General features: G+C 71.8%; 16 protein-coding genes. 12 read left to right on the forward strand and 4 right to left on the reverse strand.

From position 1 onward, the window contains the following. The first annotated feature begins 287 nt into the window (after positions 1-287). Positions 288-3,803, forward strand: coding sequence for an ATP-binding cassette domain-containing protein (locus JOD64_RS21205; protein ID WP_204943804.1), 3,516 nt, complete (start codon positions 288-290; stop codon positions 3,801-3,803). 47 nt (positions 3,804-3,850) lie between these two features. Here the strand turns inward: JOD64_RS21205 and JOD64_RS21210 are convergent, their stop codons facing one another. The 4 genes from JOD64_RS21210 to JOD64_RS21225 form a co-directional block, all read right to left on the reverse strand. After that, complete coding sequence (locus tag JOD64_RS21210; RefSeq protein ID WP_204943805.1) at positions 3,851-4,918, reverse strand: NADH:flavin oxidoreductase/NADH oxidase; 1,068 nt, start codon at positions 4,916-4,918, stop codon at positions 3,851-3,853. Positions 4,919-4,990: 72 nt separating this feature from the next. After that, positions 4,991-6,283: a dicarboxylate/amino acid:cation symporter gene (locus JOD64_RS21215; protein ID WP_204946171.1), complete on the reverse strand. Its 1,293-nt coding sequence runs from the start codon at positions 6,281-6,283 to the stop codon at positions 4,991-4,993. A 198-nt stretch (positions 6,284-6,481) separates the two neighbouring features. Further along, positions 6,482-7,171: a DUF998 domain-containing protein gene (locus tag JOD64_RS21220; RefSeq protein WP_204943806.1), complete on the reverse strand. Its 690-nt coding sequence runs from the start codon at positions 7,169-7,171 to the stop codon at positions 6,482-6,484. Next, a complete protein-coding gene (locus JOD64_RS21225; RefSeq protein ID WP_204943807.1) occupies positions 7,164-8,129 on the reverse strand; it encodes a glutathione S-transferase family protein in 966 nt (321 codons plus the stop codon). The genes JOD64_RS21220 and JOD64_RS21225 overlap by 8 nt, the downstream gene beginning before the upstream one ends. A gap of 106 nt (positions 8,130-8,235) precedes the next feature. Here JOD64_RS21225 and pcaF point away from each other — a divergent pair, with 106 nt between their 5' ends. The 11 genes from pcaF to JOD64_RS21280 all read left to right on the forward strand — a co-directional run bounded on the left by pcaF (position 8,236) and on the right by JOD64_RS21280 (position 24,105). Further along, complete coding sequence (gene pcaF / locus JOD64_RS21230) at positions 8,236-9,441, forward strand: 3-oxoadipyl-CoA thiolase (RefSeq protein WP_204943808.1); 1,206 nt, start codon at positions 8,236-8,238, stop codon at positions 9,439-9,441. Between the two features lie 110 nt (positions 9,442-9,551). Then, positions 9,552-10,364, forward strand: coding sequence for an SAM-dependent methyltransferase (locus JOD64_RS21235; protein WP_204943809.1), 813 nt, complete (start codon positions 9,552-9,554; stop codon positions 10,362-10,364). 5 nt (positions 10,365-10,369) lie between these two features. Beyond that, positions 10,370-12,562 (forward strand): putative bifunctional diguanylate cyclase/phosphodiesterase, encoded by a 2,193-nt coding sequence (locus JOD64_RS21240; RefSeq protein ID WP_204943810.1) that lies wholly within the window; start codon positions 10,370-10,372, stop codon positions 12,560-12,562. Between the two features lie 55 nt (positions 12,563-12,617). Next, positions 12,618-13,118 (forward strand): DUF456 domain-containing protein, encoded by a 501-nt coding sequence (locus JOD64_RS21245; RefSeq protein WP_204943811.1) that lies wholly within the window; start codon positions 12,618-12,620, stop codon positions 13,116-13,118. 317 nt (positions 13,119-13,435) lie between these two features. Continuing rightward, entirely contained in the window at positions 13,436-15,022 is a 1,587-nt protein-coding gene (locus JOD64_RS21250; protein ID WP_204943812.1) for an amino acid permease, read from the forward strand. A gap of 105 nt (positions 15,023-15,127) precedes the next feature. Continuing rightward, on the forward strand, positions 15,128-16,492 hold the full coding sequence (locus JOD64_RS21255) for a glutamine synthetase family protein (protein ID WP_275581576.1): 1,365 nt from the start codon (positions 15,128-15,130) through the stop codon (positions 16,490-16,492). A 108-nt stretch (positions 16,493-16,600) separates the two neighbouring features. Then, complete coding sequence (locus JOD64_RS21260) at positions 16,601-17,956, forward strand: aldehyde dehydrogenase family protein (protein ID WP_204943813.1); 1,356 nt, start codon at positions 16,601-16,603, stop codon at positions 17,954-17,956. 5 nt (positions 17,957-17,961) lie between these two features. Further along, positions 17,962-18,729 carry a 3-oxoacyl-ACP reductase gene (locus tag JOD64_RS21265; protein WP_204943814.1) on the forward strand — a complete coding sequence of 256 codons (768 nt, stop codon included), beginning with the start codon at positions 17,962-17,964 and terminating at the stop codon, positions 18,727-18,729. 162 nt (positions 18,730-18,891) lie between these two features. After that, positions 18,892-19,653, forward strand: a complete 762-nt coding sequence (locus JOD64_RS21270) for a gamma-glutamyl-gamma-aminobutyrate hydrolase family protein (protein ID WP_307813539.1) — start codon at positions 18,892-18,894, stop codon at positions 19,651-19,653. 47 nt (positions 19,654-19,700) lie between these two features. Next, positions 19,701-20,252 (forward strand): pyridoxamine 5'-phosphate oxidase family protein, encoded by a 552-nt coding sequence (locus tag JOD64_RS21275; protein ID WP_204943815.1) that lies wholly within the window; start codon positions 19,701-19,703, stop codon positions 20,250-20,252. A 193-nt stretch (positions 20,253-20,445) separates the two neighbouring features. Beyond that, the gene (locus JOD64_RS21280; protein WP_204943816.1) at positions 20,446-24,105 is read left to right on the forward strand and encodes a SpoIIE family protein phosphatase; all 3,660 of its coding nucleotides are present in this window, start codon (positions 20,446-20,448) and stop codon (positions 24,103-24,105) included. Position 24,106: the final 1 nt, after the last annotated feature.

Genomic DNA, 24,106 nt, shown 5'->3' on the forward strand with positions numbered 1-24,106 from the left:
TGCATTATTGTGCGCGGAGGCGGGCAAATCGGACTTGGATCCGGATGTCGGGCGTGAGGTGTCGCGGGTCGGGAGGTCGGTCACCGGTCTGCTGCGGGGATCTGGGCGGTCGCTCCCGGGAAGGGTGCGACTGGCTCACCGAGGACGTGCCTACGTGGCCCCAGTGTCGGGGTCCGGGTTGTCTGACGCTGACGGATACCCTGCTCAGGGCCCGGAAAATCGGTTGAGATAACGGGTCGGCGCCGGCAGGCTGAATTCTCCGCCACCCCACGTCCGGAGGACTTTTCATGCGCCTGCTCCGTGACCTGTGGGGCACCTCGCCACGCCGTATGACGGTCGTGGCAATCCTGATCGTGCTCGGTGCCGCCGGCCAGGCGGGCGCGTCGGCGCTGGCCGGTCCCGTGCTGCTGCACCGCTCGACCGGGTTCTTCGCGGTCCTGGCCGCGGCGCTGGTCGCCATGGTGCTCACCGACTTCGCGGTGAGTCTGCTGATGGCCGGCCTGACCGCCGACTGGTCCGCGGCCGTACGGCGGCGGCTCTGCCGGGTGGCCCTCGGGCAGGACCTGCCCACGTTGGAGACCACTCCCGTGGGCGAGTTGCTCGACCGCATCGACGGTGACGTCTACCAGGTGGCCGCCGCGGTCCGAAACCAGGGCACACGGCTCGCCCAGGGGCTCTGCGTGGGCGTGCTGTCGGTGGCCGTCGCGTTGTTCGTCTGGTGGCCGGCGGGGATCGCGATGCTGCTGCTGACCGTGGCCCTCGCGGTGGGTTTGCGCCGGCCGACCGCCCGCATCGTTCCGGCCCGGATGGCCGAGGAGGAGGCCTGGTCGGACCTGGCCGCCGTGATGGAGGAGGCGGTGCACGGTCAGGACGACGTGCGTACCAGCCTGGCCCGGCCGTACGTGCTGCGGCTCTACGCCCGGCGGGCCGCTGCCGTCCTGTCCCGTGGCAAACGGGTCTGGGTGATGTCCGCCCAGGTGACCACGATCGCCGCCGCGACCATCCGGGGCGGCATCGGTGCGGTGGTGCTCGGCGGCGCGTGGGCACTGGTCAACGGCCAGATCGACGCCGCCCGGTTGACCGCGGTTTGGTTGCTCGCGCTGGCCTTCGGCGCCACCGTCGAACACGTGAGCCGGATGGTTCCGGAGCTGCAGTACGCGCTCGGCGCGTGGGGTCGGGTGCTGCTGCTGGAGGACGCCCGGCAGGAACCCACCGGTGGAGCCAGCCCGACCGACGGCGACCTGCGCATCCGCGACCTCACCTTCGACTACCAGGTGAGCGGGCCGGAGAGCGGGCGGGGACACGCGCTGCGCGGGGTCAGCCTCACCTTTGCGCGGGGTCGTTCCTACGCGCTCATCGGGCGGACCGGCTCGGGCAAGTCGACCCTGGCGAAGGTGCTGACCCGGGCCGTCGACGTGCCGGCCGGCTCGGTCTTCCTCGGTGGCACCGACCTGTGCGACCTCGACGTCGAGCAGCTTCGCCGGTGGGTGGCCCTGGTGCCCCAGCGCACCGAGATCCTGGCCGGCACGCTCGCCGAGAACGTCGCCCTCTTCGACCCGGCGCTGCTCGACGCCGCCGAACGGGCGCTGGACGAGTTGGGCCTCGCCGGTTGGATCGCCGAACTGCCCGACGGGCTGGCGACCCGCCTGGGGGAGGGCGGGCACGTGCTCTCCGCCGGTCAGGAGCAGTTGGTGGCGTTCGCCCGCATCCTGGTCCGGGACCCGCACGTGGTGATCCTCGACGAGGCCACCGCACGACTGGACCCGGTCACCGAGGCGCGGGTGCAGCGAGCCACCGAACGGCTGCTGCGCGACCGGATCGGCATCGTCATCGCGCACCGGCTCTCCTCGGTACGCCGCTGCGACGAGGTGGTGGTACTGGCCGACGGCACGGTGGTCGAGGCCGGTCCGCTGGACGCGTCTGCCCGCTTCGCTGAGCTGTTGGCGACCAGCCACGCGGCCGCGTACGCTGCCGTGCCGCAGGCAGCCCGCGCTGGCGGCGGCACGGACCTGCTGACCGGCCCGGGCCCGGCGGACACCTGGCCCGCCGACGGGCGGGCCGAGCCGGCGGTGGTGGACGAAGCCGTCGTGCCCGTGAAGGCCGACCCGCCGCCCCTGCCGCCGGCCCCGCCAGCCCGCACGTTCCGTGAGATCGTCCGGCTCTGCCGCAACGACCCCCGGTACGGGTTGGGGGCGATGGCCCTGTTCCTCATGATGATTCTGCTCGGGCTGGACGGCCCGGTGTTGCCGTGGCTCTGGGCGGATCTGGTCGACGGCGTCGGTGACCCGTACCTACCGGCGTGGGGGATCGTGGCCGGGCTGCTGCTCACGCTGCCGGTGCCGTATTACACCGGCATCTGGTTTCCACAGTGGTGGGTGCGGCAGATGCTGCGGATCAGCCTGCGTCTGGTGCACGGCCAGACCGGGCCGCGCCGGGTCAGCTCACACACCCCGGCCGAGGTGGTGGCGCAGGGCGGCGACACCGAGCGGGTGGTCCAACTCGCCGACAACGTGTTCGACCAGTCCGCCGCGGTGATCATGGCGGTTGCCATGACGGTGGTCTCCGGCAGCGTCGTGCCAGCGTTGTTCTTCGTCGGCACGATGGTGGTCTCCGGGTTGGCCGCGAGCCTGTTCGGGCCGAGGTTGGAGCGTTCGGCACGGGCGACCGTGTCCGCGCGGGCCGCCTTCGCCACCGCGCTGGTGTCCGTGCTGTCCTCGGCCCGGACGGTGAAGCTCGCCGGTGCGAGCGCGGCCGTGCTGCGTCACCTCGCCGACCTGGACGTGTTGCGCAGTGACCGCCAGCGCCGGGAGATCTCGGTGCAGGTGTGGTCGCGTTCCACGCCGTCGCTGGCCAGCGGTCTGTTGCCGATCGGCGCGTGGGCGCTCTACCTGAACGGCTCGCTCTCCGCCGGGGCGGTGCTGGTGGCCGTGTCCACGCTGGGCGCGGCCCGCTGGTTCGCCTGGACCACCGCCTCGCTGATCTCCCAGCTGCCCTCGGCGCGGGTCTGGACGCGGCGCACGGCGGCGATGACCGGAGTGGGCGCGTACTCCGCGGCGGTTTCGGCGGTGGACCTGGCCGCCGGGACGGCGCCCGCGCCGACGCCACCACCGCGGCATCCGCTGCGCCGGCTGGAACTGCGCGGCTTCGGGGTGGTGCACTCCGACGGCATGGTGGCCGTCCGTGACGTGGACCTGACCGTGCAGCGGGGGCAGTTGGTGCTTGTCGTCGGGCCGGTGGGATCGGGCAAGTCCTCGTTGCTGCGGGCGTTGGCGGGGATCGTGCACCACACCGGCGAGCTGACCTGGAACGGCGACCCGGTCACCGAGCCGGAGCTGTTCCTGCGCCCCAACCAGGTCGGTTACGTCGGCCAGTTGCCTCGGGTGCTCTCCGGCACGGTGGCCGACAACATCGCGCTGGGCCACCAGGTGGACGCGGCCGGGGCGGTCAGCACCGCCCAGCTCGACCATGACCTGGCGGCTGCCGGCGGTGGGTTGGGTCTGCTCATCGGGCACAAGGGCACCCGGCTCTCCGGCGGGCAGTTGCAGCGGTTGGCGTTGGCTCGGGCGTTGGCCCCGCGTACCGAACTGTTGGTCGCCGACGACGTGTCGTCGGCGCTGGACGTCACCACCGAGCTGGCGCTGTGGCAGGCGTTGCGCGGGCACGGGGTGACCGTGGTCGGTTCCACCGCGAAGCGTGCCGCGCTGGTCCGCGCCGACCACGTGGTGGTGCTGCTCGGCGGCACGGTGGCGGCCCAGGGCACCTGGCAGGACCTGGAGGGCCGCTGGTCACACCTGGCGGGCTGACGGTCGGGCGGCTGCCGCACTGCGCAGCCGCCCGACCGACCCGGAGATCAGGCCGCGCGGGCGTACTGGGCGGGGCCGGAGTACGCGACGCCGAGCTTGGCGGCGGCCCGGCGCGGCCAGTACGGGTCGCGCAGCAGCTCCCGGCCGAGCAGCACCAGATCGGCCTCGCCGCTGGCGACGATCTGCTCGGCGTGCTCCGGTTCGACGATCAGGCCCACCGCGCCGGTGGGCACGCCCGCCTCGCGGCGGATCTGGGCGGCCAGCGGCACCTGGTAGCCGGGGCCGAGCGGAACGCGCTGGTCCACGCTCATTCCACCGGACGACGTGTCGACCAGGTCGACGCCGACACCGGCCAGCTCGCCGGCGAGCACCACGCTGTCCTCGATCGTCCAACCGCCCTCGACCCAGTCGGTGGCGGAGATCCGGGTCAGCACCGGCACGTCCTCGCCGACCGCGGCGCGCACCGCGCGGGCCACCTCCAGGGTGAGCCGCATCCGGGCGGTCCGGTCGCCGCCGTACGAGTCGGTGCGGTGGTTGGTCAGCGGCGAGAGGAACTCGTTGAGCAGGTAGCCGTGGGCGGCGTGGATCTCCACGGCGGCGAAGCCGGCGGCCAGCGCGCGTTCGGCGGCGGTCGCGAACGCCTCGACCACACCGGCGAGGCCGACCTCGTCGAGGGTGGTCGGCGTCCGGTAGCCGGCGGTGAACGGCTCCGAACCGGGGGCGAGTGGCGTCCAGCCACCCTCGGCGTCCGGCACACCGCCGCGCTCCGCTGCCCACGGCCGGTAGGTGGACGCCTTGAAACCGGCGTGCGCGAGCTGCACGGCCGGCACCGCGCCGTGGGCGGCGACGAACGCGGTCACCGGTCGCCACGCGTCGACGTGCGCGTCGGACCACAGCCCGGTGTCCTGCGGGCTGATCCGGCCCTCGGGAAGCACCGCGGTCGCCTCGGACAGCACCAGACCGGCACCGCCGACCGCGCGGCTGCCCAGGTGGATCAGGTGCCAGTCGGTGGGCAGGCCGTCCGGCCCGGCAGAGTACTGGCACATGGGTGCCATGGCGATCCGGTTGGGCAGGGTGACCGCGCGCAGCGCCAGCGGTGTGAACAGAGAACTCATCCGGTGATCCTCTCGGAAACGGAGACTGGCCCCTCCGGGGGGGAGGGGCCAGTCTCTGTCGCGGTGAACTGGTCAGGCAGGCACGGGACTGAGCTCGGGCCGGGTCTCCGCGACCGGCTCCGGCTCGGTCAGGTCGCGCTGACCGGCGGACTCGTACGCGACCCGGTCGAGCGTGCCCTCGCGGGCGGACACCACGATCGGCACCAGCGCCTGTCCGGCCACGTTCGTGGCGGTGCGCATCATGTCCAGGATCGGGTCGATGGCCAGCAGCAGACCGGCACCCGCCAGCGGCAGGCCCAACGTGCTGAGGGTCAGGGTGAGCATCACGGTCGCGCCGGTCAGACCAGCGGTCGCCGCCGAGCCCACCACCGAGACGAACGCGATCAGCAGGTAGTCGCCGATGCCGAGGTGCACGCCGAAGACCTGGGCCACGAAGATCGCGGCCAGCGCCGGGTAGATGGCGGCGCAACCGTCCATCTTCGTGGTCGCGCCGAAGGGCACCGCGAACGACGCGTACTCGCGGGGCACGCCGAGCCGCTCGACGGAGCGCTGGGTCACCGGCATGGTGCCGACCGAGGAGCGGGACACGAAGGCCAGCTCGATCGCCGGCCAGGCGCCGGCGAAGAAGCGCAGCGGGTTGAGGCGGCCGGCGAAGATCAGCACCAGCGGGTAGAGCACGAACAGCACGATGGCGCAGCCGATGTAGACGGCGGTGGTGAACTTCGCGAGGGGGGCCAGCAGGTCCCAGCCGTACGAGGCGACGGCGTTGCCGATCAGGCCGAGGGTGCCGATCGGGGCGAGGCGGATGACCCACCAGAGCGCCTTCTGGACGATCGCCAGCAGGGAGCGGTTCAGCGCCACGAACGGCTCGGCGGCCTCACCGACCAGCAGGGCCGCGGCACCGAATACGAGAGCGAGGAAGACGATCTGGAGGACTTTGCCATCGGCGAACGCGCCGACCGGGTTGGTGGGCACGATGCCGGTGAGGAAGTCGGTCCACGAGCCGGTGGTCTTCGGCGGCGCCGCGCCACCCAGGTCGAGAGTCACTCCCTTACCCGGGTTGACGACCAGACCGAGGACGATGCCGATGCTCACCGAGATCAACGCGGTGATGCCGAACCACATCAGGGTCTTGAGCGCGAGCCGGGCGGCGTTGGCCACGCCGCGCAGGCTGACGACGCTGACCACGATGGCGGTGAAGACCAGCGGCGGCACGGCCAGCTTGAGCAGCTGGATGAAGAGGTTGCCGACAGTGTGCAGGGTGGTGGTCAGCCAGCTCACGTCGTTGGTGCGGGCCAGGAAGCCCAGCGCGACGCCGAGCACGAGGCCGAGCAGGATCTGCACGGAGAAGGGGATCTTGCGCAGGCTGAAAGGCATGGATGTATCCAATTGTCCGGTCTGATCAGGGCAGGCGTGGGAAACGCGGCTAGCCCGGACAGATGCCGCTAGCCTGCAGTCGGAGATCGACATACAGGCGGACGGTGAGGCCCCAGACATTGGTCATCGCTCGCCGACACTACGCCGGCTGTGGTGGATCGCAAGGAATGCAACGCGTGAGGCTCCTTACAGACCGTCCAGCCGAACCCTGGAAGGGGGCCGCCGGTCCAGGGCGAGAGTGGTGGCGGTCACGAGGCCCCAGACGACGGCCAGCGCGAGGATCAGCCGCTCCAACACGCCCACCACCGCGCCCCGGCCGACGACGAGCATGGCCAGGCCGACCGTCGCGCAGAGCGGCAGGGCCAACGCGGCGGCCACGCGGGCCAGCCAGCGCACCGCCGGACCGGCCGGCCCGGAGACGGCGAGCGTGATCATCGCGAAGACCACCGCCGCGGTCGCCGCGATGCTCGCGCCGCCGTGCACCAGATCCGCCGCCGTGGCCCGCTCGAACGGCGGCAGCGGGCAGCCGGCAGAGCAGGTCACCGCCCCGGACACGGCGGTGAACACGGCAGCGGTGGCGAGCAGCGCCGGCGTCGCCGTCCACACCCCGGGCGGCAGCGCCGCACCGACCAGCAGCAACGCGGCAGCCAGAGCGAGGATCCCGATCCGGTACGTCGCGGCGTGCCCACTGCCGGCAATGCCCGCCTCGCTGACGTACCCGGTGAACCCTGGACCGGGACCGGCGACCACGGCGACGATCACCGCCACCGCACCGGCCAGCGCGCAGCCGGCGGCGGCGGACCCGGCGACCCGGCGAGCGACGTCCGAGCGGGCCTTCGGCGTGGTCGCCGTGCCGCGCGGACCCGGCTCAGCCACGCCCGTGCGGCGTGCTCCAGCCGGACTCGTCAGGCCCGAGCGGCACGATGGCGCTCGGGTTGATCTGCCGATGGGTGCCGTAGTAGTGCCGCTTGATGTGGTCGAAGTCCACCGTCTCGCCGAAGCCCGGGGTCTGGAACAGGTCCCGGGCGTACGCCCAGAGCACCGGCATCTCGGTCAGCTTGTTGCGGTTGCACTTGAAGTGCCCGTGGTACGCGGCGTCGAAGCGGACGAGCGTGGTGAACAGTCGCACGTCGGCCTCGGTGATCGAGTCGCCCAGCAGGTAGCGCTGCCCGGCCAGCCGCTCGGACAGCGCGTCCAGTCGGGCGAAGAGAGCTCGGAACGCCTCGTCGTACGCCTCCTGTGAAGTGGCGAACCCACACCGGTAGACGCCGTTGTTGACGTCGGTGTGGATCTCGGCCATCAGCGCGTCCATCTCGGGGCGCAGCGCGACCGGGTACAGATCCGGCGCGTCGGGCGCGTGCAGCCGCCGCCACTCGGTGGAGAAATCGAGGGTGAGCTGCGGGTAGTCGTTGGTGACGACCCGGCCGGTCAGGGTGTCGACCAGCGCCGGCACGGTCACCCGGCCGGTGTAGTCCGGGTCGGTGGCCAGGTACGCCTCGGAGAGGAAGCTCACGCCGAGGACCGGGTCGAAGCCGTCCGGGTCGAGGGCGAACGCCCAGCCCCGTTCGTCCCGGATCGGGTCGACGGTGCCCAGCGAGATCGCGTCGTCCAGACCGAGCAGGCCGCGCACGATCCTCGCCCGGTGCGCCCACGGGCAGGCGCGGCACCAGATCAGCCGGTACCGGCCGGCCTCCAACGGCCAGCGGCCCTGCTCGTCCGGCCCGCCACCGGGCGGCGAGGTCGAGTCGGCGGTGACCCGACCGGTGAACCGGTTGGGCTGGCGGACGAACGCGCCACCGCCGCTGGTCTCTGCGCTGAACTGGGCCCGGGTCATGCCGCCAACCTATCGGCTGCGAGCGCGGATATCCTGGCCCCTGGCAGCCCCCGCGACCCGGTGGGCGGCCCCCACCCCCGCCGTCTGCACCCCCTAAGGACTCGCGATGACCGTGGCATATCTGGTGGCCGGCGTCCGCACCCCGATCGGCCGGTACGCGGGCGCGCTGGCCGGCGTCCGCCCCGACGACCTGGCCGGGCACGTGATCCGCGAGTTGGTCGCCCGCCACCCGTCGGTGGACTGGGCGCGCGTGGACGACGTCGTGCTCGGCTGCGCCAACCAGGCCGGCGAGGACAACCGCAACGTGGCCCGGATGGCGGCGCTCCTGGCCGGCCTGCCCGAGGAGGTGCCGGGCAGCACGGTCAACCGGCTCTGCGGCTCCGGGCTGGACGCCCTCGCCACCGCGGCCCGGTCGATCGTGGCCGGGGACGCGGAGCTGGTGATCGCCGGCGGGGTGGAGAGCATGAGCCGGGCGCCGTTCGTCATGCCGAAGGCGACGTCGGCGTACTCCCGTTCGGCCGAGGTGTACGACACCACCCTGGGCTGGCGGCTGGTCAACCCGTTGATGGCCGACGGGTGGGGGGTCGACTCGATGCCGGAGACGGCGGAGAACGTCGCCGCCGAGTACGGCGTGAGCCGGGCCGACCAGGACGCCTTCGCGTACCGCTCTCAGCAGCGCGCGGCCAAGGCGCAGGCCGACGGCCGGTTCGCCGAGGAGATCGTGGCGGTGTCCGTGCCGGCCGGTCGTCGAGAGACCCGGTTGGTCGAGGTCGACGAGCACCCGCGGGAGACCACGCTTGCGAAGCTGGCCGCGCTGCCCACCCCGTTCCGCGACGGCGGCACGGTGACCGCGGGCAACTCCTCGGGCGTCAATGACGGCGCGGTCGCGCTGCTGGTCGCCAGCGAGGCGGCGGTGCATCGCTACGGCCTCACCCCGCTGGCCCGGATCAGCGGCGCGGCGGCGGCCGGCGTGCCGCCCCGGATCATGGGGATCGGCCCGGTGCCGGCCACCCGCAAGCTGCTCGACCGGCTCGGTGTCGAGTTGAGCGCGGTGGACGTGGTGGAACTCAACGAGGCGTTCGCCGCGCAGTCCGTGGCGGTGCTGCGTGAGCTGGGCCTGCCGGTGGACGCCGAACACGTCAACCCGAACGGTGGCGCCATCGCGCTGGGGCACCCGCTCGGTGCCAGCGGCGCGCGGCTGGCGCTGACCGCCGCGCTGGAGCTGCGCCGTCGCGGAGGCCGCCGGGCTCTGGCCACCATGTGCATCGGCGTCGGTCAAGGCATCTCCCTGTTACTGGAGTCAGCCGCCTAGAGTGGTCCACACCACACGACCCGCGGGTCGACCGGTGCTCATGCGTGCCCTCGGTGCGCCCCGACGCCGGTGTCGGCCCGCGCCGCGGCGATGAACTGGGGAGCAAGCTGATGCCCGACGGACTGCCGACCGAGATCGATCTGACCAGGCCGAGCGCGGCCCGGGTGTACGACTATTTCCTGGGCGGGGCGCACAACTTCGAGATCGACCGGCAGTTGGCCGAGCAGATCGCCCGGATGACCCCGAATCTCGCCGCCACCATGCGCTCCGGCCGTGAGTTCCTCCGTCGGGCGGTGCGGGTGCTGCTCGACGCCGGCATCGACCAGTTTCTCGACATCGGTTCCGGAATTCCGACCGTGGGCAACGTGCACGAGGTCGCGCAGGGGCTGAACCCCAAGGCCCGGGTGGTGTATGTCGACATCGACCCGGTGGCGGTCGCGCACAGCCGGGAGTTGCTCGCCGGAAACGAGCTGACCGGTGTCATCCACGCCGACCTGCGGGAGCCGGAGAAGATCCTCGCCGAGACCCGGCAGCTCGGGCTGATCGACTTCAACCGGCCGATGGGCATCCTGTTGGCCGGGGTGGTGCACTTCATCCCGGACGGCGACCGGCCGGAGGAGATCCTGGCCAGCCTGCGGGCCGCTGCCGCACCCGGCAGTTACCTGGTCGTCTCGCACTCCACCTTCGAGGACCAACCGCAGGAGATGCTGGACGCCCAGCGGCTGTCCGCGCGGACGGCCACCGAGATAACGCTGCGCTCCCGCGCCCAGGTCACCGGCTTCTTCGGCGACTGGACGGTCCTCGAGCCGGGCGTGGTGCACATGCCGCTCTGGCGTCCTGACTCGCCGTCCGACGTGGACGACCACCCGGAGCGGTTCGGCGCCTTCTGCGGTGTCGCCCGGTACGACCAGTCCGCCGGCTGATCGGAATGGCCGCCGCCCCGGACCCCGCCGGGGTCGGTGCTGGCCGGGACCCCGCCGGGGTCGACGCCGGCCGGGCCGACGCCCAGGGGTACGCCGCCGACTGGGCCCGCGCGGTACGCCGTCTCGGGTTCGTGCCGCTCAGCGTGGCCGAGACCGAGCGGCTGCTGCTGGCGTACACGATCCGGCTGGCACAGGTGGTGCGGGCGGAGCCGTTCAGCGCCCGCCCTGCCGAGGACGTCGGGCGGGCGCTGGTGCAGGCGCACCTCACCGAGCCGCAGGCCCTGGCCTGGACGCTGCACGCCCTCGGTGCGGACTTCGCGCGCAGGGTGCTGGCCCCCGCCGACCGGCCGGCGGACCTCGCGGAACGGATCGCGGCCGTGCAGGGCGGGCTGGCCGCCGGGTTTGCCCGCGCGCTGCGCGACCGCACCTTCAGCCAGCAGGAGCGGATCACCCGGTCCGCCTGGAAGGCGCGCGATGAGGTCGAGCAGGCGCTGCGCGACAGCGAGGCCCGGTTCCGGGCGATCTTCAGCGGTGCCGCGATCGGAATCGGCATCGCCGGCGTGGACGGCCGGATCATCGATGTCAACCAGGCCTTCGCGGACATGCTCGGATACTCGATCGAGGAGTTGCGCGGCGCCAACGTGGCGGCGCTGTTCCACGCCGACGACGCCGCCGGGATGTGGGAGCTCTACCGGGCGCTGATCGAGGGCAAGCACGACGCGGCCCGGGTGGAGAAGCGCTACCACCGCAAGGACGGCGCGATGGTGTGGACGGACCTGGCCGTCTCGCTGATCCGGCACGGCGACGGTCGGCCACGGTTCACCGTCGCGATGATCAAGGACATCACCCAGCGGTACGCACTCCAGCAGCGGCTGCGCTTCCAGGCGCTGCACGACCCGCTGACCGGGCTACCCAACCGGACGCTGTTCTTCGAGACGCTGGGTCAGGTCCTGGACACCGCAGCCGCCGGACACCGGGTCGGGGTGTGCTTCCTCGACCTGGACGGCTTCAAGGCCATCAACGACAGCCTCGGCCACGACCTCGGCGACCAACTGCTGGTGAAGATCGGCCAGCGGCTGGCCGCCTGCGTGGCCGACCACGGCCATCTGGTCGCCCGGATGGGTGGCGACGAGTTCGTGATCCTCCTCGACGGAGGGGACGACATCGACGACGCGGTGGCCGTCGCGGAGGCCGCGCTGGCCGCCGTCGCGGCCCCTGTGCACGTCGGTGAACACCAGTTGGCAGTGTCGGCCAGTGTGGGCATCGTGCAGTGCCCGGCCGAGGAGACCACCGCGTCCGAGCTGATGAAGGCCGCCGACAGCACGCTCTACTGGGCCAAGGGTGCGGGCCGGGGTCAGTGGGCGGTCTACGACCCGGAGCGCGGCGCTCGCGACATCGCCCGGTCGGCGCTGGTCGCCGGGCTGCCGGCCGCACTCGACCGGGGCGAGTTCGTGGTGCACTACCAGCCGATCGTGTCGCTGCTGGAGGGCAACATGCTCGCGGTGGAGGCGCTGGTCCGGTGGGAGCACCCGGAGCTGGGCCTGATCGGGCCGGACCGGTTCATCGGCCTGGCCGAGGAGACCGGCCTGATCGTCCGGCTCGGCGAGTGGGTGCTGCGGCGGGCCTGTCAGGACGCCGAGCAGTGGCGGCGGGAGTTCCCCGACTCCAAGCTGGTGGTCAGCGTGAACCTGGCCGCGCGGCAGGCCGACGACCCGGCCATCGTGGACACCGTGGCCGACGCGCTGCACACCAGCGGGCTGCCCGCGGAACTGCTCCAACTGGAGCTGACCGAGAGTGCCGTGATGGGCAGCGCCGGTGAGCCCCTGCGCAGCCTGCACCGGCTCGCCGCGCTCGGCGTCCGGCTGGCCGTTGACGATTTCGGCACCGGTTACTCGAACCTCGCGTACCTGCGGCGACTGCCGATCCATTCCCTGAAGCTCGCCGGCCCGTTCGTCGAGGGCATCCGCGCCGACGGGACCGACGTCGCCGCCGACCACCGCGACGAACGGATCGTCGACGCGTTGGTCCGGTTGGCGCACGCCCTGGAGTTGTGGGTCACCGCCGAGGCGGTGGAGACCGGGGTGCAGGCGGAACGGTTGCGCGCGTTGCGTTGCGACACCGGGCAGGGTCGGTACTTCGGCGCCCCGGCCCCGGCCGACGCGATCACCGCCCGGCTGCGCGGCGAGGGGGTGGCGTGAACGGGGGTTCGGTGCGGCTCGGGCAGTCCCGACGGTGGCGACGGGAGGCGGCGGCGTGAGCCTGAACGACTCGCAGACGGTGGTGACGGTGGTGGCCGGGCTGGCCATCCTGGCCGGTCTGGCCGGCGTGGTCGTGCCCGGGCTGCCGGCGCTGCCGCTGTGCTGGGGTGGCGTGCTCGTCTGGGCCATCTTCGGCGGTGCGGGTGCGGGTGGCTGGGCTGTTTTCGCCGCCGCCACGCTGGTCGCCGCAGGTGGCACTGTGATCAAGTACGCGTGGCCCGGGCGGAACCTGAAGCGCACGGGTGTGCCGACGTCCACGTTGCTCGCCGGTGGGGTGCTCGGCATCGTCGGGTTCTTCGTGGTGCCGGTCGTCGGGCTGGTGCTCGGCTTCGTCGCCGGGGTGTGGGCGGCGGAGCGCCTGCGGTTGGGCAGCAACCAGCTCGCCTGGCCGTCCACCGTGCAGGCGCTCAAAGCCGCCGGCCTGTCGATGCTGGTGGAGTTCGGCGCAGGCCTGATAGTCGCGGCCCTCTGGCTAACCGGCCTCCTCCTAACCTGACCCCCCGCCCCGGGGGGGGGAGGGGCGGGGCGGGAGAGGGGAGGGTGGGGGCGCGGGGCACTTTGGGGTACGGGCTTGCCGTACGGAGAGAGAGGCGTGCCCCGCGCCGCCGCGGTTCGGGCGGTCCGAGCGCCCGAGGGTGGCCCGTCGAGATCGGGCTTGGTCACGGGGTCAAGGATGGGGCCCGGGTCGGCTCGATGGCAACGTAATTAGCCGCGACGGCGGTGAGATTCCCACCGTCATCGTATTGACCACCTTGATCGGCCGGGACGACACTTTGCGCACTCGCACGCGGAACCACCTCAGGGAGGTGTGCAGTGGCAACGACCCCCGTGCCAACCGCCGAGCAACCGATGGACGACGACGCCCGACGGCTCGCCGAACTCGGCTACAAACAGGAGTTGCGCCGCAAGTGGAGCGGCTTCTCCAACTTCGCCATCTCGTTCTCGATCATCTCGATCCTGGCCGGCTGCTTCACCACCTTCGGTCAGGCGTGGAACAACGGCGGGCCGGTCGCCATCTCCTGGGGCTGGCCGCTGATCTCGCTGTTCATCCTGATCATCGGCTTCTGCATGGCGGAGCTGGTGTCGGCGTACCCGACCGCGGGCGGGATCTACTGGTGGGCGGCCACCATGGGTCGCCCGGTGCACGGGTGGTTCACCGGCTGGCTGAACCTGATCGGGCTGGTGGCGGTCACCGCCTCGGTCGACTACGGCTGCGCGACGTTTCTCAACCTCACCCTGTCGGCGCTCTTCGACGGCTGGGCCGGGACACTGCGTCAGGCATTCGTCCTGTTCGTGATCATCCTGGCGCTGCACGGAATGATCAACATCTTCGGGCACCGGATCATCGACGTACTCCAGAACGTCTCGGTCTGGTGGCACGTGGCCGGCGCGGCCGTCGTGGTGGCCATCCTGGTCTTCGTGCCGGACAACCACCAGAGTTTCCAGTTCGTGTTCACCGAGCGGTTCAACAACTCCGGCTTCGGTGACGGGGACATCGGCGGGCTGACGTTCTGGTTCTACGTGTTGCCGCTGGGCTTCCTGCTGACCCAGTACACGATCACCGGCTTCGACGCCTGCGCACACGTCTCCGAGGAGACCCGGGGCGCCTCGCAGGCCGCCGCCCGCGGGCTCTGGCAGTCGATCTTCTACTCGGCGATCGGTGGCTGGATCCTGCTGCTGGCGTTCCTCTTCGCGGCCACCGACGTCGAGGCGGTCAACGCCGCGGGCGGGTTCTCCGGTGCCATCTTCGAGTCCGCGCTGACCCCGGTCTTCTTCAAGGTCGTCATCATCATCTCCACCATCGGCCAGTTCTTCTGCGGAATGAGTTGCGTGACGTCGATGAGCCGCATGGCGTACGCGTTCAGCCGCGACCGGGCGGTGCCCGGCTGGCGGCTCTGGTCGAAGGTCGACCGCAACGGCACCCCGGTCAACGCGATCATCGGCGCCACCCTGGCGGGCCTCGTGCTCACCCTGCCGGCCCTCTACGAGAGCTCGGCCGGCATCCCGATCGCCTTCTACGCGGTGGTCTCCGTCGCGGTGCTCGGGCTCTACCTGTCCTTCCTCATCCCGATCGCGCTACGACTACGGATGGGTGACAGGTTCGTTCCGGGGCCGTGGACGCTGGGGCGGAAGTACAAACTGCTCGGCTGGATCGCGGTCGTCGAGATCGCGGTCATCGCGGTCTACTTCGTGCTGCCGATCGTGCCCGCCGGGGTGCCCGGCAACGACGGGTTCACCTGGTCGGCCGTCAACTACGCGCCGCTGGCTGTCGGCGGGGTGCTGCTGGTGGTCGCCGTCTGGTGGTATGCCTCGGCTCGCAGGTGGTTCACCGGCCCGGTCCGTACCGTCGAGGAGCCGGCCGCCAGGTCAGAGCCTGTGGCGGTCGACGGGTCCGATTGACCCGTGCCCGGCCGGGGTCAGGGCTGCGTGGTTTGCCGTCGGCTGGGCCGGGGGCATTGACGGTGATCCGGATTACCAGTAGACCTTGGTGATGGAGGCCCGCTGATGAGCAGAACGCCGTTTTCGCTGGAAGAGTTGCGGGTCGCCGTCCAGGCCGGTGAGATCGACACCGTGGTGCTGGCCCTCGTCGACATGCAGGGCCGCCTGCAGGGCAAACGGTTCCACGCGCCCTACTTCCTCGACGAGGTGGCCGTCAACGGCAGCGAGGGTTGCAACTATCTGCTCGCCGTCGACGTCGACATGAACACCGTCGACGGGTACGCGATGTCGAGCTGGGAGCGCGGCTACGGCGACTTCGCGATGGTGCCGGATTTCGGCACGTTGCGCCGGATGCCCTGGCAACCGGGCTCCGCGTTGCTGCTGGCCGACCTGGCCTGGCTCGACGGGTCGGGTGACGTGGTCGCCTCACCCCGGCAGATCCTGCGTCGGCAGCTGGACCGGCTGGCCGAGCACGGGCTGACCGCGTACGCCGGCACCGAACTGGAGTTCGTGCTGTTCCGCGACTCGTACGAGGATGCCTGGCGGCGCGGCTACCGCGACCTCACCCCGGCCAACCAGTACAACGTGGATTACTCGCTGCTCGGCACCGCCCGGGTGGAGCCGCTACTGCGCCGGATCCGCACCGAGATGGCCGGCGCCGGGCTCACGCCGGAGAGCGCCAAGGGTGAGTGCAACCTCGGCCAGCACGAGATCGCCTTCCGCTACGACGAGGCGGTCGCCTGCGCCGACCACCACGTGATCTACAAGAACGGGGCCAAGGAGATCGCCGCCCAGGAGGGCATGGCGATCACCTTCATGGCCAAGCCGAACGAGCGGGAGGGCAACTCCTGCCACATCCACTTCTCGCTGCGCGACACCACTGGGGCCTCGGCGATGCTCGGCGACGGGCCGGCGCACCTGTCGCAGACCGGGCAGCGGGTGCTCGCCGGGCTGCTCGCCACCATGCGGGAGTTCAGCCTGCTCTTCGCGCCGAACATCAACTCCTACAAGCGCTACCAGCCGGGCTCGTTCGCTCCGACCGCGCTGCGCTGGGGTGTGGACAACCGCACCTGCGCGTTGCGGGTGGTGGGGCACGGGCAGGGCATGCGGGTGGAGAACCGGGTGCCCGGCGCTGACGTCAACCCGTACCTGGCGATCGCCGGGCTGGTCGCGGGCGCGCTGCACGGCATCGGCGGGGAGCTCGACCTGGGGGAGGAGTGCACCGGCAACGCGTACGACGACCCGGAGGCCGAGCGGGTCCCCGGCACCCTGCGCGACGCACTGGCCCTGTGGGAGGGCTCCACGGTGGCCAGGGAGGCGTTCGGCCCCGAGGTGGTGGCCCACTACGCCAACCAGGCGAAGGTGGAACTAGCGGCCTTCGACGCCGCGGTGACGGACTGGGAGCTGACCCGTGGCTTCGAACGCCTCTAGAACCCCCACCTCCGCGATCTTGCACTTTGTGTCGTCGATCTGTGGGGAATCGTCGCCCATGTCGGGGCAGCAACTGCAAGATCGCGCGGAGGAAGGGCGGGTCAGGGCGTGACTGTCGTGGTGGATCCGGCTTCCGGGGTTGGGTTTCGGGACGTTCTGGGGGCCTCTGTTGACGAGGTCGACGCGGCGATCGCGCGAGCCGCGAAAGCCTTCGAGACGTGGCGGGGCGTGGCCCCGGGGGATCGGGCGCGACTCCTGCGGCGGTTCGCCGCTGTCGTCGACGCGCATCTGGACGAGCTGGCCGCGCTGGAGGTCCGCAACGCAGGTCACACCATCGGCAACGCCCGGTGGGAGGCCGGCAACGTCCGCGACGTCCTGGATTACTACGCCGGGGCGCCGGAGCGGCTGACCGGAAGGCAGATCCCGGTGCCCGGCGGGCTGGACGTCACCTTCCACGAGCCACTCGGCGTGGTCGGGGTGATCGTGCCGTGGAACTTCCCGATGCCGATCGCCGCCTGGGGGTTCGTCCCGGCCCTCGCTGCCGGCAACACCGTGGTGCTCAAACCCGCCGAGTTGACCCCGCTCACCGCGCTGCGGCTGGCCGAGTTGGCCGGCGAGGCGGGCCTGCCCGCCGACGTGTTCATCGTCGTACCGGGTGAGGGTGGGGTGGTAGGGGAGCGGTTCGTCAGCCACCCGGCGGTTCGCAAGATCTGCTTCACCGGCTCCACCGAGGTCGGCACCCGGATCATGGCTGGCTGCGCCGCCCAGGTGAAGCGACTCACCCTGGAGTTGGGCGGCAAGAGCGCGAACATCGTGTTCGCCGACGCCGACCTGGAACGCGCCGCCGCGACCGCGCCGGGCGCGGTCTTCGACAACGCCGGCCAGGACTGCTGCGCACGGTCGCGGATCCTGGTCCAACGTCCGGTGTACGACCGCTTCCTGGCACTACTCGAACCAGCGGTACGCGCGGTGCGGGTGGAGGACCCGTCCCGGGAGACCGCCGAGATGGGCCCCCTGATCTCCGCGGCTCACCGGGACCGGGTCGCCGGCTACCTGGCCGACGCGACGGTCGCCTTCACCGGCTCGTGCCCCGACGGCCCCGGCTTCTGGCACGCGCCCACGGTGCTGCTGGCCGACTCGCCGGCCGACCGGCACTGGCGGGAGGAGGTCTTCGGCCCGGTGGTCTCGGTGCTGCCGTTCGACGACGAGGCCGACGCGGTCCGGCTCGCCAACGACACCGAGTACGGGCTCTCCGGCTCGATCTGGACCCGGGACGTGGGTCGCGCCCTCCGCCTGGCCCGCGCCGTCGAGTCGGGCAACCTCAGCGTCAACTCGCACTCGTCGGTGCGCTACTGGACCCCGTTCGGCGGGATGAAGCGCTCCGGGCTCGGCCGCGAACTGGGCCCGGACGCGCTGCACTCCTTCACGGACGTCAAGAACGTGTTCATCGCGACGGAGGAGTGACGCCAGTGCAGGGTCGTTTGCAGGACCGGGTGGCCGTGGTCACCGGGGCGGGCAGCGGGATCGGGTTGGCCACCGTGCGGCGATTCGCCGCCGAGGGGGCCCGGGTGGTCTGCGTGGACATCGACACGGCCGCCGGCGAGAAGGCCGCCGAGGAGTGCGGCGGCGAGTTCGTGGCCACCGACGTCGCCGACGAATCAGCGGTACGCGACCTGTTCGACGGGGTGGCCGACCGGCACGGGCGGGTCGACATCGCGTTCAACAACGCCGGCATCTCCCCACCGGACGACGACTCCATCCTGGACACCGGTCTCGACGCCTGGGAACGGGTGCTGCGGGTCAACACCACGAGCGTCTACCTCTGCTGCAAGTACGCCATACCGCACATGCGCCGTCAGGGCAGAGGGTCGATCATCAACACCGCCTCGTTCGTGGCGTTGATGGGTGCCGCCACGTCACAGATCGCGTACACCGCCAGCAAGGGCGGCGTGCTGGCGATGACCCGGGAGCTGGGCGTGCAGTTCGCCCGCGAGGGCATCCGGGTCAACGCGCTCTGCCCCGGCCCGGTGGCCACCCCATTGCTGCTGGAACTGTTCGCCGCCGACCCGGAGCGGGCGGCCCGTCGACTGGTGCACGTGCCGATGGGTCGGTTCGGGCAACCGGAGGAGATCGCCGCCGCGGTGGCGTTCCTGGCCAGCGACGACGCCTCGTTCATGACCGCCGCGCAGTTCGTGGTCGACGGCGGCATCACGGGCGCGTACGTCACCCCGCTGTGAGCGCGAGAAGTGAGCCGGTTCTGCGAGCCCCGCAGTCGCGAACGGTGCCGGCCCTGTGAGCGCGAGAAGTGAGCCGGTTCTGCGAGCCCCGCAGTCGCGAACGGTGCCGGCCCTGTGAGCGCGAGGAGTGAGCCGGTTCTGCGAGCCCCGCAGTCGCGAACGGTGCCGGTCCTGAGGCGCCGGCCGCTGATCGGGATCAGCGCGTACGTCGAGCCCGCCGACTGGGCGGTCTGGCGGGGCGTGCCGGCGGTGCTGGTGCCCGAGGCGTATGTGCGGGCGGTCACGGTCGCGGGGGGCCGGGCGGTGGTCCTGCCGCCGGACGACGAGGACGGCGACGTGCTGGCCGTCCTCGACGGGCTGCTCCTGGCCGGTGGCGCCGATGTGGGCCCGGGACGGTACGGGCAGCCACCGCACCCGCGGACCGAGGACCGGCCGGACCGGGATGCCGGTGAGCTGACCCTGCTGGCCGCCGCGCTCGCCGCAGAGCTGCCGCTGCTGGGCGTGTGCCGGGGTATGCAACTGCTCGCCGTGGCCTACGGCGGCACCCTGCACCAGCACCTGCCCGACGTGGTCGGTCACGACGAGCACCGTCCGGCGCCCGGCGTCTACGGCTCCCACGCGGTGCGGTTCGCGGCGGGCAGCCTCGCGGCGACGGTGTTGGCCGGGGTGCACCGGGTCAACTCGTACCACCACCAGGCGGTCGCCGATGCGGGCCGGCTCGCCGTCACCGGTTGGGCCGAGGACGGCGTGATCGAGGCGGTGGAGGACCGGGCCCTGCCGTTCGTGCTCGGCGTGCAGTGGCATCCGGAAAACGAGCCGGACCCGCGTCCCATCACGGCGCTGGTCGAGGCGGCTGCTCGGCGCCCGCCGGTCGTCGCGGCCCGGGACGAAGCCGTACGTCTCGCCCGGCGTCACCGAGTGTGACGCACATCGCACCCGCTGGGTGGGCGGGCCGGTGGGAGGATCGCCGCATGGGGAAGGTCTATCCGGAGATCGACGGTCGACTGCGCGACTTCATCCTGGGCCAGCCGGTCTTCTTCGTGGCCACCGCGCCGTCCGGCGCCGAGGGGCACGTCAATGTCTCACCGAAGGGCATGCGGGGCACGTTCGTGCTTCTCAACCCGCACCGCGTGGCCTACCTCGACTATCACGGCAGCGGGGCGGAGACCATCGCCCACCTGCGGGACAACGGTCGGATCACGGTGATGTTCTGTGCCTTCGACGGGCCACCGAAGATCGTCCGGTTGCAGGGCCGGGGCAGCAGCGTCGCGGTGACCGAGGAGACCTTCGCCGAGCGGATCGCCGAGTTTCCCGCACCGCCGGACGTGCACGCCGTCCGGGCTGTGATCACCGTCGAGGTGGACCGGGTCAGCGACTCCTGCGGCTACGGCGTGCCACTGATGGACTTCCGCGCCGAACGCGACCTGTTGCTCACCGCGCACTCCCGACGTACCGCCGACGACCTGGCGGTCTATCGGGCCACCAGGAACGCGGCGAGCATCGACGGACTGCCGGTCTTCTGACCTGTCATGGTGCACCGGCGACCGCTGCTCGACACCGGTGCGCACCCGCACTGTCCGGTGCCCGACTGCCCAGGCGTACGTAACCAGCGTCCAGCGCTCGCGATGCGTTACGTTGCGGGTCCGCCGGGGTACAAGTCGAAGCACAGCGGGTGAAGATCAACGGTCGCGGGGTACGGCCGGAGCGGGAGGCTGCATGAGCTCGGCCCAGGGGGGTGCGGACTTCGGGCATTCCGTCGCGCCCGGCCGGGAGACCCCCCCGATGCTGGCGGCCGCGTTCGCGGCCGGTGGCGAGATGGGCGGACGGCTCAGCCGCTTCGACTGGTCCACCGGCCCGCTGGGCGAGCCCGGTCGTTGGCCGACGGCGCTCTCCAACGCGGTCGGCATGATGCTCGCTTCCAGCGCGCAGATCGTCATGTTCTGGGGCGACGAGCAGCTCGCCTTCTACAACGACGCCTACCGGCCGACCATCGGCAGCAAACATCCGGAGGTGCTCGGCCAGCCGGCCCGTCAGCACTGGGCGGAGACCTGGGCGGTGCTCGGCCCGCTGCTCGACGGCGTCCGGAGCACCGGACGCTCCTATCGTGGCGACGACCACCCTTTCCTGCTGGACCGGCACGGCTTTGTCGAACAGACCTACTTCAACGTCTCGTACGACCCGATCCGGGGTGACGACGGCTCGGTCGGTGGCGTCTACTGCATCGTCAACGAGACCACCGGGCGGGTGCTCGGCGAGCGCCGGCTGCGGGCACTGGCCGAACTGGGTGCCGAACTGAGCGACATGGGCAGTGCGGTCGAGCTCGGTCGGGCCACCGCCGGGGTGCTCGGCCGGCACCGTGAGGACGTGCCCTTCGCGTTGATCTACCTGGCCGACGAGAACGGTCGTCTCAACCTGGCCGGGTCCACCGGCACCGCCCCGGCCGCCGTCGGCGACAGTGCCGAGCTGCTCGCCCGGGCTACCGTCGACGCCGCGTCCGCCACTGTCGACGTCGCCGACCTGCTCGACCCGCCGCCGGTCGACGCCGCCGACCAGGCCCTCGTGCTGCCCCTCATGGCGAGCAACCACAGGGTCGGCGCGCTGGTCGTCGGCGTGGCCCGCCAGTTGCCGCTCAACGACGACTACCGCAACTTCCTCGAGTTGGTCGCCGCCCAGATCTCCCGTGCGGTCGGCACGCAGCGGGCCTACGAGCATGAGCGGGCCCGCGCCGTCGAGCTGGCCGCGCTGGATCTGGCGAAGACCAACTTCTTCGCCAACGTCAGCCACGAGTTCCGCACGCCGCTGACCCTGGTGCTCGGCCCGCTGGAGGACATGCTGGCCGACCCGGCACTACCCGCGGACGAGACCGACCGGCTCACCATGATGCACCGCAACGCGCTGCGCCTGCTCAAACTGGTCAACACCGTGCTGGACTTCTCCCGCTTGGAGTCCGGTCGGCTCGCCGCCCGCTACCAGCCCACCGACCTCGCCGGCTACACCGCCCGGCTGGCCAGCACCTTTCGCTCGGCCACCGACCGGGCCGGGTTGCGGCTGGTGGTGGACTGTCCGCCGCTGCCGGCGCCGGTCTTCGTCGACCGGGACATGTGGGAGAAGATCGTCCTCAATCTGGTGTCGAACGCGGTCAAGTTCACGTTCGACGGTGAGATCCGGGTGCGGGTCCGGGCCGTCGACGGCGTGGCCCGGCTGGAGGTGACGGACACCGGTATCGGGATCGTGCCGGACGAGCTGCCGTACGTCTTCGAACGGTTCCACCGGGTGCCCGGGGTGCGTGCGCGCACGCACGAGGGCACCGGCATCGGCCTGGCTCTGGTCCGGGAGCTGGTCGAGATGCACGGCGGCGAGGTCGGGCTGACCAGTCAGGTCGACGAGGGCAGCACCTTCACGGTGACCGTGCCGTTCGGGTCGGCCCACCTGCCCACGGACCGGGTGGCGGCGTTCGGCCCGCTGCCCGCGGACGAGCCCGAGCAGGCCCGGCTCTACGTGGCGGAGACCGCGCTGTGGACCGGTGTCGAGCCGGCACCCGAGTTCGACGGCCGGTCGATGAAGGGCGTGCCGGCCGGTCGGATCCTCGTCGTCGACGACAATGTGGACCTGCGCGAGCACGTCACCCGGCTGCTCTCCCCAACCTGGGAAGTGGTCACCGCGAGCGACGGGTTGGTCGCCCTGCAACTGGCCCGTGAGGGCGGGTTCGATCTGGTGCTCACCGACGTCATGATGCCCCGGCTGGACGGCTTCGGGCTGGTGAGCGCGCTGCGAGCGGACCCGCGTACCCGGCATGTGCCGATCGTGATGCTCTCGGCCCGGGCCGGCTCCGCGGAGGCCGTCGCCGGCCTCGCCGCCGGTGCCGACGACTACCTCACCAAGCCCTTCTCCGGCCAGGAGTTGATCGCCCGGGTCCGGGCCAACGTCGAGCTGGGCCAGCTCCGTGGGCAGATCATCCGTCGGCTCCGGGCACTGGCCGACGCGGCGGTGGCCGTGAACACCGCCCGCTCCACCGGCGACGTGCTCCAGGTCGCCGCCCGGCACGCGCTGAGCCTCGCCGAGGCCGCGCGGGTGGTGGTCACCGCGTCCGGGGCCCGGTCGGAGGCGGACGGCGGCGGCGCCACCGCCACCGATCCGTCCTTCGTCGCCGAGCTGACCGGCACCACCGGCGACGCGCTCGGCGAGATGCGGGTCTGGCGGCCGGCCGGCGACGACGCGCAGGCCGACGAGGCGGCGTTGACCCAGCTGGCCCGTCTGGTCGGGGTGCGCCTGGAGAACGCCCAGCTCTACGAGGCCGAACACCGCATCGCCACCACGCTGCAGCACAGCCTGCTGCCACGGTCGCTCCCGCAGTTGCCCGGAGCGGTGTTGGCCAGCCGCTACCTGCCCGGCAGCGCCGACGTCGAGGTTGGCGGCGACTGGTACGACGCGATCGTCCTCTCCGACGACGACCTGGTGCTGGTCATCGGGGACGTGGTCGGCAAGGGCGTCCAGGCCGCCGCGGCGATGGGGCAACTGCGCAACGCGCTGCGGGCGTACCTGCTGGAGGGCTACGACCCGGGTGAGTCGCTGACCCGGCTCAACCGGCTGGTCGGGTCCACCGAACACGGCTCCTTCGCAACGGTGGTCTGTCTGCTGTTCAACCCGCGCACCGGCCGGCTGCGGTACGCGAGTGCCGGTCACCCGTCCCCGCTGCTGATCACAGGAGGTGACGTGGCGTTCCTGCACGACCGTGCGCTCGGCCCACCGATCGGCGCCATCCCGGGCGCGACGTACGAAGCGGTCGAGGGGGAGTTGGCCGCCGGCAGCCGACTGCTGCTCTACACCGACGGGCTGATCGAGGACCGTCAGGTCGGCATCGACGTCGCGCTGGCCCAACTGCGCGTCGACGCGGCGACCCCCGGTGAGCACGTGGCTGACCTGATCGACGCGGTCGTCGAGCGGATCGACGCGCGACCGCGCCGCGACGACGTGGCGCTGCTCGCCCTCGAGGCGGCCGAGCTGAACCGTTTCGCGTTGCGGCTACCGGCGGACCCGACCCGGCTGAGCGTGCTGCGCAAGCGCCTGGAGGACTTCCTGGTCGCGCACGCGGTCGACGAGACGGACGTGTTCGACCTGACCGTCGCGGTCTCCGAGGCCGCGGCGAACGCCATCGAGCATCCGGTCCACCCCGCCGAGGCCGTGATCAGCGTGGAGGTGGCCATCGAGGATCGGACGGTGACGGCCACCGTGCGCGACAGCGGGCAGTGGCGTGAGTCGACCGGCGCCGGATTCCGCGGGCGTGGCCTGGCCCTGATCAGGGCGTTGGGCGACCTGACGGTGCAGCGTACCGATGAGGGCACCGAGGTGACGCTGCGCCGGCAGCTGCGGGGCTGAC

It is taken from the genome of Micromonospora luteifusca (assembly GCF_016907275.1).
GTDB classification, from domain to species: Bacteria; Actinomycetota; Actinomycetes; order Mycobacteriales; family Micromonosporaceae; genus Micromonospora; species Micromonospora luteifusca.

Bases quoted from the DNA above. Each gene is read 5' to 3' on its own strand.
- JOD64_RS21205 (WP_204943804.1), top strand. From the start codon at position 288: ATGCGCCTGCTCCGTGACCTGTGGGGCACCTCGCCACGCCGTATGACG.
- pcaF (WP_204943808.1), top strand. From the start codon at position 8,236: ATGACCGTGGCATATCTGGTGGCCGGCGTCCGCACCCCGATCGGCCGG.
- JOD64_RS21235 (WP_204943809.1), top strand. From the start codon at position 9,552: ATGCCCGACGGACTGCCGACCGAGATCGATCTGACCAGGCCGAGCGCG.
- JOD64_RS21255 (WP_275581576.1), top strand. From the start codon at position 15,128: ATGAGCAGAACGCCGTTTTCGCTGGAAGAGTTGCGGGTCGCCGTCCAG.
- JOD64_RS21225 (WP_204943807.1), bottom strand. From the start codon at position 8,129: ATGACCCGGGCCCAGTTCAGCGCAGAGACCAGCGGCGGTGGCGCGTTC.
- JOD64_RS21240 (WP_204943810.1), top strand. From the start codon at position 10,370: ATGGCCGCCGCCCCGGACCCCGCCGGGGTCGGTGCTGGCCGGGACCCC.
- JOD64_RS21280 (WP_204943816.1), top strand. From the start codon at position 20,446: ATGAGCTCGGCCCAGGGGGGTGCGGACTTCGGGCATTCCGTCGCGCCC.
- JOD64_RS21210 (WP_204943805.1), bottom strand. From the start codon at position 4,918: ATGAGTTCTCTGTTCACACCGCTGGCGCTGCGCGCGGTCACCCTGCCC.
- JOD64_RS21275 (WP_204943815.1), top strand. From the start codon at position 19,701: ATGGGGAAGGTCTATCCGGAGATCGACGGTCGACTGCGCGACTTCATC.